This is a genomic window from Alcaligenes sp. NLF5-7 (genome assembly GCF_024266725.1).
In the GTDB taxonomy this organism is placed as follows: Bacteria; Pseudomonadota; Gammaproteobacteria; order Burkholderiales; family Burkholderiaceae_B; genus Alcaligenes; species Alcaligenes phenolicus.
Genome location: NZ_CP100755.1, coordinates 2,250,429 through 2,265,882, shown reverse-complemented (window position 1 = coordinate 2,265,882; position 15,454 = coordinate 2,250,429). Strand labels below are relative to the sequence as shown.

At 58.0% G+C, this 15,454-nt stretch carries 8 protein-coding genes; 4 read left to right on the top strand and 4 right to left on the bottom strand.

The window, feature by feature from the left end; all coding sequences use genetic code 11:
- The first annotated feature begins 55 nt into the window (after positions 1-55).
- From MID00_RS10420 to MID00_RS10405, 4 genes are all read left to right on the top strand, one after another.
- Positions 56-3,997, top strand: a complete 3,942-nt coding sequence (locus tag MID00_RS10420) for a DUF3683 domain-containing protein (protein ID WP_250756168.1) — start codon at positions 56-58, stop codon at positions 3,995-3,997.
- A 294-nt stretch (positions 3,998-4,291) separates the two neighbouring features.
- On the top strand, positions 4,292-4,786 hold the full coding sequence (locus MID00_RS10415) for a HugZ family protein (RefSeq protein ID WP_238441735.1): 495 nt from the start codon (positions 4,292-4,294) through the stop codon (positions 4,784-4,786).
- 419 nt (positions 4,787-5,205) lie between these two features.
- Positions 5,206-8,010 (top strand): autotransporter domain-containing protein, encoded by a 2,805-nt coding sequence (locus tag MID00_RS10410; protein ID WP_254498793.1) that lies wholly within the window; start codon positions 5,206-5,208, stop codon positions 8,008-8,010.
- Between the two features lie 245 nt (positions 8,011-8,255).
- Positions 8,256-11,060, top strand: coding sequence for an autotransporter domain-containing protein (locus tag MID00_RS10405; protein ID WP_254498792.1), 2,805 nt, complete (start codon positions 8,256-8,258; stop codon positions 11,058-11,060).
- Between the two features lie 138 nt (positions 11,061-11,198).
- Here MID00_RS10405 and MID00_RS10400 read toward each other — a convergent pair whose 3' ends face one another.
- The 4 genes from MID00_RS10400 to cydX form a co-directional block, all read right to left on the bottom strand.
- On the bottom strand, positions 11,199-11,750 hold the full coding sequence (locus tag MID00_RS10400; protein ID WP_009458676.1) for an adenine phosphoribosyltransferase: 552 nt from the start codon (positions 11,748-11,750) through the stop codon (positions 11,199-11,201).
- Positions 11,751-11,920: 170 nt separating this feature from the next.
- A complete protein-coding gene (cydC, locus tag MID00_RS10395) occupies positions 11,921-13,615 on the bottom strand; it encodes a thiol reductant ABC exporter subunit CydC (protein ID WP_254498791.1) in 1,695 nt (564 codons plus the stop codon).
- Entirely contained in the window at positions 13,612-15,312 is a 1,701-nt protein-coding gene (cydD, locus tag MID00_RS10390; protein ID WP_021447170.1) for a thiol reductant ABC exporter subunit CydD, read from the bottom strand. Before cydD ends, cydC begins: the two co-directional genes overlap by 4 nt.
- Positions 15,313-15,453, bottom strand: coding sequence for a cytochrome bd-I oxidase subunit CydX (cydX, locus tag MID00_RS10385; RefSeq protein WP_009458674.1), 141 nt, complete (start codon positions 15,451-15,453; stop codon positions 15,313-15,315).
- Position 15,454 lies beyond the last annotated feature (1 nt).

Sequence of the window (15,454 nt, the reverse complement as noted above, 5' to 3'; positions counted from 1 at the left end):
TTTGCCTATCTGCTCCTCGCTGAGCCGCCCTTGACGGGCCTTGCCAACTATCGCCATGAACGCCCCCATTGCAAGCAAGCACCTGGCTGCCCAGGCACGCAACAACGACACGCCGCGCCTGCGTGAAATCCCCTACAACTACACTTCGTACTCAGACCGGGAAATTATCCTGCGACTGCTAGGTGAAGAGGCCTGGGAAAAGCTGTCCGAGCTCCGCTCCGAACGCCGCACCGGCCGCTCCGCACGCATGTTGTTTGAAGTGCTGGGTGATATCTGGGTCGTCAAGCGCAACCCCTATCTGCAGGACGATCTGCTGGACAATCCCAAGCGCCAGCATCAACTGATCGAGGCCCTGAACCATCGCTTGAACGAGATTGACCAGCGCCGCGACAGCGCCGTGCCCGATCGCGATGCCAAGGTTCTGCGCCTGTTGCACGCTGCTCGGGGTGCAGTAGCCGCGTTTGAACAAGAATTTACCGATACCCGCGAGCTGCGCCAGAAAATTGTGCGCTCCCTGTCGCGCCTGACCGCCAAGGACAACATCAAGTTTGATGGCCTGTCGCGCGTCTCGCACGTCACTGACGCCACCGACTGGCGTGTGGAATATCCCTTTGTCGTGCTCACCCCCGATCACGAAAACGAGATGGCCGCCCTGGTGCGCGCCTGTATCGAACTGAAGCTGACCATCATCCCGCGTGGGGGTGGTACCGGTTACACCGGCGGTGCCATTCCACTTAGCTGGCGCTCGGTTGTCATCAACACCGAAAAGCTGGATGCCATTGGCAAGCCTGAACAAACCACGTTGCCCGGCATGTCCGAGCCCGTCACCACCATTCTGACCGGTGCTGGCGTGGTGACCCGTCGTGTGGCTGACGCTGCCGAAGCCGCCGGTGCCGTGTTTGCGGTAGACCCGACCTCGGCCGATGCCTCCTGTGTGGGCGGCAATATCGCCATGAACGCGGGCGGCAAGAAAGCCGTGCTGTGGGGTACTGCGCTGGATAACCTCGCCTGGTGGCGCATGGTCGATGCCCAGGGAAACTGGCTGGAAGTGACCCGTCTTGAACACAATATGGGCAAGATCCACGACGTGGAAATGGCCCACTTTGAAGTCAAATGGTTTGATGGCCGTTACGCCCCTGGTGCCCAGTTGCTGCGCAGCGAAACCCTGCACATTGAGGGTCGGCGCTTTCGCAAGGAAGGCCTGGGTAAAGACGTTACCGACAAATTCCTTGCAGGTTTGCCCGGTATCCAGAAAGAAGGCTGTGACGGCCTGATCACGCAGGCCCGCTGGGTGCTGCACCGCATGCCGGCGCATACACGCACCGTCTGTATGGAGTTTTTCGGCCAGGCCAAGCAGGCCGTGCCCTCCATTGTGGAAGTCATTGACTACCTGAACGGCGAAGGCAAGCGCATCGGCGCCATTCTGGCCGGTCTGGAACACTTGGACGAACGCTATCTGCGCGCGGTGGGCTATGCCACCAAGAGCAAGCGCGATGGTCTGCCCAAGATGGTCCTGATTGGCGACATCGTGGGCGACGACCCCGATGCCGTGGCAACGGCCGCTTCAGAAGTCGTACGTCTGGCCAATGGCCGCTCCGGTGAAGGCTTTGTAGCCGTCAGCGCCGAAGCCCGCAAGAAGTTCTGGGCCGACCGTGCCCGTACCGCTGCCATTGCCCGCCATACCAACGCCTTCAAGATCAACGAAGACGTGGTGATCCCCCTGCGCCGCATGGGTGAGTACACCGAAGAAATCGAACGCATCAATATTGAACTGTCCACGGACAACAAGCTGCGCTTGACCCGTGAACTGGAAAACTTCCTGCAAGGCGATCTGCCCGTGGGCAAGATCGAAGATCACAACGACGCCGAGCACACCCGCGAAGAGATTCTGGACGAGCGCCGTCACGACGCCCTGCAAATCGTGCGCGATGTGCGCCAGCGCTGGCAGTGGCTGCAGGACAATCTGGACAAGCCGCTGAAAGACTCGCAGGCTGAGCTGGCCGAGATTGGTGTGCCGCTGGACAGCGCCGCGATCGAGGCCCGTCTGCAAGAAGACCCGAACACCTCGATTTTCCAGCTGCTGCAAGATCACACGATCCGCACCTCCTGGAAGAGCGAGATCCGCGAAAACCTGGAACATATTTTCCCCGGCGCCGACTGCGCGGCCGTACTGACCGAACTGCAAGCCATTCACGACCGCGTGCTGAAAAGCCGTGTGTTTGTGGCGCTGCACATGCACGCCGGTGATGGTAACGTACACACCAACATCCCCGTGAACTCGGACGACTACGGCATGCTGCAGCAAGCCAATGTCACCGTGGCCCGCATCATGCAAATTGCGCGCGGTCTGGACGGCGTGATTTCCGGTGAGCACGGAATTGGTTTGACCAAGTACGAGTTCCTGACTCAAGAAGAGCTGGAGCCTTTCCAGAACTACAAGCGCGAAGTGGACCCGAACAACCACTTCAACGCTGGCAAGCTGATGCCCGGTGCGGACTTGAGCCGCGCCTGGACCCCCAGCTTCAACCTGCTGGGTCACGAATCGCTGATCATGCAACGCAGCGAAATCGGCTCCATCTCCCATGCCATCAAGGATTGCTTGCGTTGCGGCAAGTGCAAACCGGTCTGTGCCACCCACGTGCCACGCGCCAACCTGCTGTACTCGCCCCGCAACAAGATTCTGGCTACTTCCCTGCTGATCGAAGCCTTCCTGTACGAAGAGCAAACACGTCGCGGGATCAGCCTGAAGCATTGGGAAGAGTTTGAAGACGTAGGCGACCACTGCACCCTGTGCCACAAGTGCTACAACCCCTGTCCGGTGGACATCGACTTTGGCGATGTGTCCATGGAAATGCGCTCCTTACTGAACCGCATGGGCAAGAAGTCCTTCAATCCGGGCTCGGCTGCGGCCATGTTCTTCCTGAACGCCAAGGACCCGCGCGTCATCAAGGCCACTCGTACCGCCATGATTGAAGTGGGCTATAAGGCCCAGCGTGCGGTGCACAATCTGCTGGCTGCCCCTGCTCGCAAACAGGTCAGCGCTCCCCCTGCCACCATCGGCAAGGCACCAATCCGCGAACAGGTCATCCACTTCATCAACCGCAAGATGCCCGGCGGCCTGCCCAAGCAGACTGCCCGTAAATTGCTGGATATCGAGAACTCGGATTACGTACCTATCATCCGTAACCCTGAAGCCACCTCCGTGGATTCGGAAGCCGTGTTCTACTTCCCCGGCTGTGGTTCGGAGCGTCTGTTCTCGCAAGTGGGTCTGGCTACTCAAGCCATGCTCTGGCATGTCGGCGTGCAGACGGTTCTGCCTCCTGGCTACCTGTGCTGTGGCTACCCGCAGCGCGGCAGCGGTCAAAGCGACAAGGCCGAGAAGATCATCACCGACAACCGCGTGCTTTTCCACCGCATGGCCACCACCTTGAACTACCTGGATATCAAAACCGTGGTGGTCAGCTGTGGTACCTGTTACGACCAGCTGGCAGGCTATGAATTCGACAAGATCTTCCCTGGCTGCCGCCTGATCGACATCCACGAATACCTGCTGGAAAAAGGCTTGAAGCTGGAAGACGTGCAAGGCGTGCGCTACATGTACCACGACCCTTGCCACAGCCCCATGAAGCTGCAAGACCCCATGAAAACGGTCAAATCCCTGGTGGGCGACAGCACCATCAAGGCCGACCGCTGCTGTGGCGAGTCGGGCACGCTGGCGGTGTCGCGTCCGGATATTTCCACGCAAATCCGTTTCCGCAAGCACGAAGAACTGCAAAAGAACCAGGACACCGTCCGTGCCGATGGTTTCCAGGGCGAAGTCAAAGTGCTGACCTCCTGTCCGTCCTGCCTGCAAGGTTTGTCCCGCTACGAGGACGAAACCAAGATGGATGCGGATTACATCGTGGTGGAAATGGCCAAGCACATGCTGGGCGAGAACTGGATGGCGGACTACGTACGCCGTGCCAACGACGGTGGTATTGAGCGCGTTCTGGTGTAAACCAAACGCATCACTCCCCCTGAACAGGCCGGCTTTATGTCGGCCTGTTTTGTAAGGGGTGAGCAAGTATCTTTTACCGCTGGACTGCTCCAGGATAAAAATGCCCCTTGGTGGGGAGAAAGCTCAGCGTGATCGCTATTCATCGCCAGGCCCTCCCCCAGAAGCGCCACTCGGATAGCAATAAAGCAAAGGGGCTGCGCGGAGATTTTTCTGCGGAGCAGCCCAAGGAAACTCCCTTAGGGACGAATGAAGTCCCAACCGCAGTATGGAAGCTTTTTCAGAATAGGTGTCTTTATGTCTGTTGATGATCCATTGCTAAACAGCCTGCAGGCCCTGCTCCGCAGCGAACGCACTGCGTCTTTGGGCACACTCAGCAATCAGGGCTTGCCGGTGGTCTCTCGCGTCCCTTTTGCGATCTGCCCCGAACAAGCCAGCATCATCATCCACATCAGCGAAATGGCGGCTCACACCCGTTATTTGCTGCAACGTCCCGATGCCAGCCTGATGGTCAGCCAAAGCGAGCATGGCCAGGATGCTGTCCATGACTTGCCCCGCGTCACCTTCCAAATGAAGGCCCGCAAACTGGAGCGCGAGCAGCCCGACTGGGAACAGGCCAAACGAGCCTATACCGCCCGTTTTCCCGATATGGAATTTCTAAGCAGCTTTACGGACTTTCATTTCTTCGCTCTGGATCTGGTCAGGGTGCGCCATATTGCCGGGTTTGCGGCGGCACGAACCTTGAAACCTGAGCTAGTGCGTGCCTTGCTGGCAGAGCCTGTGGCCGGTTGAAGTCCCCGAGTTCGCAATCGCAGCAAGCCTTGGAAGCGCTGGATCTGTGCTCCAGCCTTCACCACGTCAAAGCACCTTAATACCACGACAAACAGGTAAGCCTTCGCCCCTTACAAGCCCCGGCCTGCACCCAAAATGTTGCAGACTCTGCAACAAAGGCGTCACCAACTGATTTCCAGACAAAGAAAACAGATCACTCATTAAACGCCTTTCTGACCAGAGAAATCGCCACTCCTTCTCCTTGCCCTTCCGGTGCACTCGTCCGTTTTCGTGTGTTTCAAACGCCAAGCATGACAAAACGTAAATTTGGCCGCTATAAGATTCAACAGCTACGACGTTAAATGGCACGCAAGGACTCGACAACACGACCTCGCAACACGTTGCCGCCACACAGAGAAAAACACCCAGGAGAGGAAGAGATGTCGAACAAGAAACGCAGCACCTATGTGCTGGTGCAGATGGCCTTGCTAAGTCTGACTTTGCCTGGCCTTACCCATGCGCAAGCAGACAGCTCATTGGAGCAATGGCGTACTAAAGAATACAAACGCCAGCCTGGCCTGGACATGATCAATGCGGCCAAAGCCTACTCACTGGGCTTTACAGGCAAAGGCGTGACGGTCGGCTATCTGGATTCGGGAATTGAAGCCAAACACCCGGAGTTTGCGGGTGCCATTGCGGGTGGCTTTGACTTCAACACGGATACCCCCTATGCCAACGGCCAAGGCATAGATGCCGATCCTCCAGCAGGTCATGGCAGCCACGTTGCGGGCATTATTGGCGCACGTCGCGACGGCAAAGGCATGCACGGTGTCGCCTTCAACAGTCAGCTCTTTGCGGTCGCCTACGATGCGAGAGAAGACGATGATGATGACATGCTTGGCAACGATCCTTATGAACCGGACCCACGCGAACAAGCCGCCGCATTTGACCGCGTTGCCTCCCGAGGCTGGAACTATCTGGCACAGTTCAAACTGCCCATCATCAACAGCAGCCTGGGCGTCAATGGTTGCAACGATGCCAGTTCCCCACCACCTTGCAATGTCCTGGACTATGGCTCGCCTGAAGGCGTACTGGATTGGCAACCACTGGCGATCGAGGCTTTCCACAACAGCGTAGACGCAGGCTCCCTGATGGTCTTTGCCACCGGCAATGAATCGCAGGACCACCCTGACCTGCTGGCAGGCTCCCCCTACTGGTTTCCTGAACTAAAAGATAACTGGCTGGCCGTGACAGCCCTGGGCGAGGATGGATCTTTAGCCTCCTATGCGAACAAGTGCGGCGTAGCAGCCGAGTGGTGTTTGGCCGCCCCCGGTGGTGACGACAATCCAGGGATTAATTCGGTCCAATCCTCTGGCGGCTATGTCGCCTTTAGCGGCACCTCCATGGCCTCCCCCCACGTCGCGGGCGGTGCTGCGCTAGTGAAGGAAGCCTTCCCCTACTTCACGGCATATCACCTGCAGCAGACCTTGCTGACCACCGCCACTGACCTGGGCGACCCCAGCGTTTTTGGCTGGGGCCTGATGAATGTAGGCAAGGCCGTACAAGGACCCGGGCAATTCACCCGCCTGTTCGATGTAGACACGCTAGGCTACAACTCCACCTTCGCCAATGACATCAGTGGCACCGGCGGCCTGCACAAGCGCGGTTCCGGCTCCCTGGAGCTGACGGGCAATAACAGCTATACCGGTGACACCACCGTCAGCGGGGGCCGTCTGGCCGTCAATGGCACGCTGGCGTCTGCGGTCACAGTGGAACGCGAAGGCACCTTGGGGGGGGCCGGTACAGTCGCTCAAGTCGATAACTACGGCACCCTGGCTCCAGGTAATTCGGTTGGCACCTTGACCGTCAGCGGCGACTACACCGCCCATGCCGGTTCGGTGCATGAACTGGAAGTGGGCCCCGCAGGCGCAACAGATCGTCTGGTGGTTGGCGGTGCAGCCCATATCGACGGCACGCTGAAACTGGCCGGTGGCCCCTACCGCCAGAATGTGGCTTATTCCTTTCTGGATGCAGCTAATGGTGTGACAGGTCAGTACAGTCACATCACTTATGACATGGCCTTCCTGTCGCCAACGCTGCTCTACGGCCCCAGCCTGTCCTTGATGATCAAGCGCAATGACACGCCGTTTGCCACCTTTGCCAATACGGGGAACCAGAAAGCCGTGGCCAACGCGCTGGATACCGGCTCGGATCAACCGCCGGTCACCATGGCCGAACTGTACGACACGGTCCTCAATGCTCAGTCCGGACAGGTCGCAGGCTACATGGAGCAATTGCAAGGCCAAATCCATGCGGGTACGACCTCCGCCCTGCTAAGCAACGGGGATCTTTTGCCCCGCACTTTAGGCAAACAAGCCTCAGGCGCACGTAATAAAAACGGCAAAGACACCGTTCTATGGGCCGAAGTGATTCACCAACAACGCGATCTGGACGGTGACGACAACAGCCAGGATGTTCGTCATAAAGTGGGCGGCCTGTTCCTGGGTGGCGATACCGCCATCGGCGAACAAGGCTGGCGCATGGGTGCCTCTCTGGGCTACCTGGAAAACCGCATCAAGCTGGATGACCGCCGTCAGACCTCACGCAGCAACAGCTACAGCGCCGCCCTGTACGGAACGCAAGCCTGGGAAATGGGTTCGGGTAGTCTGAGTCTGCTGGCAGGTGGTGCTTATACCCGCCACAGCCTGGACAGCGAGCGTTCCATCTCTGTTCACCAATACGAAACACTGAAGGCTGATTACAAAGCGCACAGCATCCAGGCCTTTGCCCAGTTGGGCTACCGCATGCCCGTCAGCCCTCGCTCCAGCGTGGAACCCTATGCCAGCGTGAACTGGCATCAGTTGCGTCACGGCTCCTTTAGCGAATCGGGTGGTCAGGCAGCCTTGCGCGGAGACTCGCAGCGCCAGAATCTGAGCACCGTCACGCTAGGTCTGCGCGGCACCACGGAACTGGACTTGTCCAAAACCACGCTGTCCTTGAGCGCCGGTTTAGGCTGGCGTCATGCCCTGGGTGACACCACACCCGAGCGTGAACTGGCCTTTGCCGCCTTGCCCGGTAGCAACTTCCGCATCAGCGGCGCGCCGATTGCCAAGAACGCCGCTGTGGCCGAATTGGGCGCAGAGCTGAAAGCCGGCAAGAGCACATCCTTCGGTCTGAACTACCAGGGTCAGTTTGGCCGCAATCAGGACCATGCTGGCTCGCTATTCATGAAGGTACGTTTCTGATTTAAGGCCCCGAGGCGGGCTTGGCGTTCCGCCAATCCCGCGGCAGGCATAACAGACGGCCATCAAAAATCCCTGCGATGCGCGTGCATGGCAGGGGCCCACAAGAACACGACCTCAACAATACAGCAGCCCATAACTGCCGGTTTAAACGGCTATGCCGTTAAATTGAAGATGCCTTGAGAACCTCCAAGGCAGGTTTTCACAACGAGTGGCCACCCTCCTTAGAAGATCCAAGTAGATAAGACATGTCGAACAAGAAACGCAACACCTCTATGCTGGTGCAGATGGCTTTGTTAAGCCTGACTTTACCTGGCATCGTCCATGCCGATTCCGAGAGCTCACTGGAGCAATGGCACACCAAAGAATATAAGCGTCAACCCGGCCTGGACATGATCAATGCAGCCAAAGCCTATTCGCTGGGCTTTACCGGCAAAGGCGTCACGGTCGGTTATCTGGACTCGGGCATTCAGGCAAATCACCCTGAGTTTGCCGGCGCCATTGCTGGGGGCTTTGACTTTGCCAACAATACCCCCTACGCCAATGGCCAAGGAGTCGATACTCAGCCCCCTGCCGGACACGGGAGCCATGTTGCCGGAATCATTGGTGCGAGACGCGACGAAGCAGGCATGCACGGCGTCGCCTTCAATAGCCAGCTTTTTGCGGTTGCCTACGGCATCAATACTGATGACGATGACGACGATGATGATGGTGGTGACGACACTACCCCGACTCCAGACGATATAAGGGCCTTTCAAGATCGAATGCTTTCTAATGGCTGGAACTATCTCGCCCAGTTCAAGCTGCCCATTATCAATAGCAGTCTGGGGCTCAATGACTGCTCAAGGTCCTATAACCCACCCTGCCATATTGTGGACTATGGCTCAGCTCAAAGCGCCCTAGAGGCTCAACCTCTGATCATTGAGTCCTTCAAGAACAGTGCGCAGGCTGGCTCCCTGATGGTATTTGCTACCGGCAATGAGTCTCAAGACCACCCTGATTTTCTGGCTGGCTCTCCCTACTGGTTTCCCGAACTGAAAGACAACTGGCTGGCCGTGACGGCAGTCGGGGAAGATGGTTCCTTGGCCGTCTACGCCAATAAATGTGGTGTTTCCGCCGAGTGGTGTTTGACCGCACCAGGGGGGCAGTGGGCCCCTGGCATTAACTCCGTCAACTCGGATGGAGGCTATATTTATAAAAGTGGCACCTCCATGGCATCGCCACACGTGGCCGGAGCGGCAGCGTTAGTTAAAGAAGCCTTTCCCTACTTCACGGCGTATCACCTGCAGCAAACCTTGCTGACCACCGCCACCCCTCTGGGAGACCCCAGCATTTTTGGCTGGGGCCTGATGAATGTGGGCAAGGCCGTGCAAGGGCCAGCACAATTTACTCGTCTGTTCGACGTCGATACGCTAGGCTACAACTCCACCTTCGCCAATGACATCAGTGGCACCGGCGGCCTGCACAAGCGCGGTTCCGGCTCCCTGGAGCTGACGGGCAATAACAGCTATACCGGTGACACCACCATCAGCGGCGGTCGCCTGGCCGTTAATGGCACGCTGGCTTCTGCGGTCACAGTGGAACGCGAAGGCACCTTGGGGGGGGCCGGTACAATCGCTCAAGTCGATAACTACGGCACCCTGGCTCCAGGTAATTCGGTTGGCACCTTGACCGTCAGCGGCGACTACACCGCCCATGCCGGTTCGGTGCATGAACTGGAAGTGGGCCCCGCAGGCGCAACAGATCGTCTGGTGGTTGGCGGTGCAGCCCATATCGACGGCACGCTGAAACTGGCCGGTGGCCCCTACCGCCAGAATGTGGCTTATTCCTTTCTGGATGCAGCTAATGGTGTGACAGGTCAGTACAGTCACATCACTTATGACATGGCTTTCCTGTCGCCAACGCTGCTCTACGGCCCCAGCCTGTCCTTGATGATCAAGCGCAATGACACGCCGTTTGCCACCTTTGCCAATACGGGGAACCAGAAAGCCGTGGCCAACGCGCTGGATACCGGCTCGGATCAACCGCCGGTCACCATGGCCGAACTGTACGACACGGTCCTCAATGCTCAGTCCGGACAGGTCGCAGGCTACATGGAGCAATTGCAAGGCCAAATCCATGCGGGTACGACCTCCGCCCTGCTAAGCAACGGGGATCTTTTGCCCCGCACTTTAGGCAAACAAGCCTCAGGCGCACGTAATAAAAACGGCAAAGACACCGTTCTATGGGCCGAAGTGATTCACCAACAACGCGATCTGGACGGTGACGACAACAGCCAGGATGTTCGTCATAAAGTGGGCGGCCTGTTCCTGGGTGGCGATACCGCCATCGGCGAACAAGGCTGGCGCATGGGTGCCTCTCTGGGCTACCTGGAAAACCGCATCAAGCTGGATGACCGCCGTCAGACCTCACGCAGCAACAGCTACAGCGCCGCCCTTTACGGAACGCAAGCTTGGGAAATGGGTTCGGGTAGTCTGAATCTACTGGCAGGTGGTGCTTACACCCGCCATAGCCTGGACAGCGAGCGTTCTCTCTCCGTTCACCAATACGAAACGCTGAAGGCTGATTACAAAGCGCACAGCATCCAGGCCTTTGCCCAACTGGGTTACCGCATGCCCGTCAGCCCCCGCTCCAGCGTAGAACCATACGCCAGCGTGAACTGGCACCAGTTGCGTCACGGCTCCTTTAGCGAATCGGGTGGTCAGGCAGCCTTGCGCGGAGACTCGCAACGCCAGAACCTGAGCACCGTGACGCTGGGTCTGCGTGGCACCACGGAACTGGATCTGTCCAAAACCACACTGTCCTTGAGTGCCGGTTTAGGCTGGCGTCATGCCCTGGGCGACACCACCCCCGAACGTGAACTGGCCTTTGCCGCACTGCCCGGCAACAACTTCCGCATCAGCGGCGCGCCTATCGCCAAAAATGCTGCTGTCGCCGAATTGGGCGCTGAACTGAAAGCCGGCAAAAGCACCTCCTTTGGCTTGAACTACCAGGGTCAGTTTGGTCGTAATCAGGACCATGCTGGCTCCCTGTTCATGAAGGTCCGTTTCTAAGCACTACGACCACGCGCGGGGCTGGCAGTACCCCAGTCCCGCTCTCCAGCAGACAGACATGAAAAATCCCTGCGATGCTCCGGGCATGGCAGGGATTCAGGCTACAAAGCCGAACCGGCAATACGCCGGTTCTGGCAATTAGCGGTCAGATTCGTTAAAGCTACATACGGTGTAAACCGACAAGCCGGAATCTGTCACGGCCTTGGATCCACCCAGTTCAGGCAGATCAATAATCGCGGCGGCTTCCACCACGTTGGCACCCAGGCGCTGCAGCAAACGAGCCGCCGCCAGCAAAGTACCGCCAGTAGCGATCAGGTCGTCAATCAGCAGGACACGCTGGCCGGGGCGCACGGAGTCCGTGTGCATCTCGACGCTGGCATTGCCATATTCCAGGGAGTACTCTTCGGCCACGGTATTGAAAGGCAGCTTGCCTTTCTTGCGCACAGGCACAAAACCCAGGTTCAGCTCGTAAGCCAGAACCGAGCCCACGATAAAGCCACGCGCATCCACACCCGCCACCAGATCCAGCTTTTGTCCCATGTAACGGTAGACAAAAAGGTCAATCAGAACGCGGAAGGAGCGTGGGTCCTGCAAGACGGTGGTGATATCGCGGAAAGTCACCCCTGGCTTGGGCCAGTCCGGCACATTGCGAATGATTTGACGGATGTACTGGGTGGGATCAATTTGCATGTCAAAGCTTCTACAACAGAAAATCCGGGCGCGAAGGGCGCACTTGGATACGTTGCAAGTGTACACAATTGGGCAGCAGCAACAAGGGCTCGCCCGGCTTGTGCCCGTAAGTTGTACTAATACGACGCGGCTGGGTAAAAAACGCTACAGACTTGACCCGAAGTGTCCTTTTAGTTTGGTCCTAAAGTATCTATTGCTGCGCCGGATTTACACTGCAAACGCCCCGCCTCAAACTGATAAATGTTATCGACCAAAGGCAGAAAACGGGTATCGTGGGTCGCCATAATCACAGTTTTCCCCCGCGCTGTGGCCAGAATATCCTGCATCAAGGCCTGACTGGTCGGGCCATCCAGACTGGCCGTAGGCTCGTCCAGAAACCAGATATGGGCAGACGACAACAGTACACGCGCCAGACACAGGCGACGCTGCTGCCCCAAGGACAATTGCTGCCCGCCCTCGCCCAGCCAGGTATCCAGCCCTTGGGGCAAATCGCGTACCACACTGTCCAGCTGGGCATCGTGAAGAGCCTGCCAGATTTGTTGCTCTGAAGCTGTCGGTTCTGCCAGCAAAAGGTTATCTCGCACCGAACCCAGAAACAGCGGCGAGTCCTGTGCCAGCAAGGCGCAATGATCAAACCAGCTGGCGCGGCTCCAATGCTGGGCTGCTCTACCCTCAACCAGATACTGCTTTCCCGAAACAGGCAACAAGCGCATCAGCACACCCAGCAAGGTGGACTTGCCGGAGCCACTAGGGCCAAAAATAGCAATGTGCTCGCCAGCTTGGACTTGCAGCGACAACTGCTCCAATACAGGCTGTGAACCGTAGGCAAAATTCAGATCTGTGATTTCGAGGGAGGCTGGCTTGTCCAACGCAATCGCCTGCCCTTGCGCCTGAGCGGTTTCCTCGGGCTCATCCAGAATTGTCAGCAAACGATTGCTGGCTGCCTGAACCTCTCCCAAGCGGGACGCCCCGCGCATCATGGGTGCCATGATCTCGAACAAGCCCAGCAAAGCCAACACCAGCCCCACCCACAAGGGGCCGCTCATGGCTTGCAGATTGACCTGTTGCGCTCCAACCAGCAGGCAGGTCATCAAGGCCACGCCCATCAAGACCTGCTGGGAAAACTGCCCGACAATGCCCCAGCCATTACTGCGCAAACGGGCTTTCCCCAGTTCCAGACCCAGCTTGTCCACTTGTTCCTGCACGGCATCCGCAGCGGCAAACACCTGAATATCAGCATAGGCGCGGATGGCCTGATGCACCAGAACACGCTGGCGGTTTTCCAGTTGATGGACTTGCTGGGCTGCACGGCTGGCGCCACGGGCGCAAATATACGGAATCAGACAAGCGGCAATCAGCAAACAAGCCAGAATCAGCCAGGCCCACCAGGACAGCCAGGTTTGCAGCACAGCGCTAAACACCAGACCAGCCACCACAGCCGTAGTCAGCGGCACCAAAATCAGCAAAAGCACCAAATCCAGCACAGCCACGTCAGAGGTCAGACTGGAAGCCAGCTCCCCATCTCGAAACTGGGCCAAGCGAGACTGACTGAATCGGCTCAAGCGTCCGAAAACCAGGCTGCGAATACGTACTTGCAGATCCAGCGTCAGGGCATGGCCGACGACGCGTTCCAGATACCGGGAGGCGATACGCCAAAAAGACAGGCCACGAATCATGGCCGAAGGGCCAAACAGATTGAACACGATGCCCAAAGTAGCCAGGAAAGCACTACTTAGAAACCAACCAGCCACACCCAAAAGGCCGACACCGGCGGCCACCGTGCTGATCGCCAGCAGAACCGTAAACAATACGGCCCCACGTCGTGCGCGCAGGCTGGAACCTAAAAGACGAAACCACGCTTTCATGCCGTCAGAACTCCTTGGGCAATGTGCAGTTGGTTCGAGCACATGGCCGCCAGCTCCTGGTCATGCGTGGCCACGACCAGACAACGCCCCTGACAGAAGCGAAGAATATTGCGCATAACACGATTCCGGGTCGCCGCATCCAGGCGGGAGCTGGGTTCGTCCAGCAAGACCACATGCGGGTCTGTCAAAAACAGGCGGGCCAGTGCCAAACGCTGAATCTGGCCACCGGAAAGCCCAAAACCACCCTCGCCCAGCGCCGTTTGCAAACCATCGGGCAAGGCCCGTACAAATTCGGCTGCACAGGCTTGTTCCAAGGCTTGCCACAGCTGTTCATCACTGGCTTGTGGGGCTGCCAGACGCAAGCCATCGGCAATGGTCCCCATGGCTAAAAAGGCCTGCTGGGAAATCAGTACGACGCCATCATGGCGCGTCAGCAAACGCCCGGCAGTATCGCTGTTGCGCAGCAAAATTTCACCCTGCGCCAAGGGGCGCAAACCAATCAGGCTTTCCAGCAGACTGGTCTTGCCGGAGCCGCTGGCCCCCAGCAAGGCGTATGACTGATCTATATAAAGTTGCAGGCCGGGCACTTCCAGCAAGGTCCCCTGCCCGCCCAACTGCGGCAAATGCAGATGACGCAATACCAGTACCGGTAAGTTGGGAAAAACCGCTTCATTGTCGGCGCTGGTGGGAGCCGCAGGAATCAAATCCTGGCCCAAGTTTGCCCACAGTCTGTCGACTTCCACCGCAGCCGCACGCGCCGCTGCCCGATCATGATAATTAGCGGCCAATTGGCGCAAGGGCTGGTAGGCCTCGGGGGCCAGGAGCAAACAGAACAAGCCTTGTTGCAGGCTAATGCCCGAGAAGGACTCGCCCAGATAGCCCAGGTAACCCAAGCCAATGTAGACGGCTATCCCGGCCACACCCAATGCCGCGAAGAACTCCAGCACAGCCGACGATAAAAATGCGATTCGCAGCACTTTCATGGTACGTGTGCGCAGCTCCTGACTGGCCAATTCCACACGCTGCAACTCGTCCTGCCCACGCCCCATCAGGCTCAGGGTAAAAATGCCGCGCAGCCGGTCGGCGAAAAAGCCGGACAGTCGCAGCGTTGTTTGTTGTTGTTCACGGCTGGCCGCTTCCGCCCCCCAGCCCACCAAGGCCATAAACAGGGGAATTAAAGGTGTGCTCAACAAGAGAATCAAGGAAACAATGCCATCCACCGGCAAGACCGCCAGCACTAGCGCCAAAGGAACCAGGGCTGCCGCTGCCATGCAAGGGATATAGCGAGTCACAAAGCCATCCAGGGCTTCAATTTGCGTGATCAAGCTGGTGGACAGTTCGCCGCTATTGCTGGCCCGCAAACGCGGCATCGTACTGCGGAAGAGTCGGGCAAACAGCTCGGAGCGCAGTCCTTGTTTCAGATGTTCTGAAACCTTTTGCGCACGGCGCTCGCCAAAAGCGGAAATAGCGGCACGCAGCAACAAAAGTGCGGCCACCATCAGGATAGAGAAAAGCTGCCCTGTCCAGGGCAAGCCATCGACCACAATTGCTTGCACAATCTTTGCCAGCAACCAGGCCTGGGGAATCAGTAAAGCGCCGGCCAGCACGGGGGCCAGCATGGAAGCCCGCAAAGCCGTGCGGGCGCGGCTGGAGAATTGCCCCAGCCATTGTTGCGCCGTTGGACTTTGCGGTGTCAATCAGACCTCGATATCTGCTTTAGCCTTGGAGGCGGCTGCGCTCTGCAAAGCGGTGTTTTCACGAAGCTCGAACCACATCGCATTCAGGATGGAGAATGCGCAGGCCAGACCCAAACCTAGAACCCAAGAGAAGTACCACATA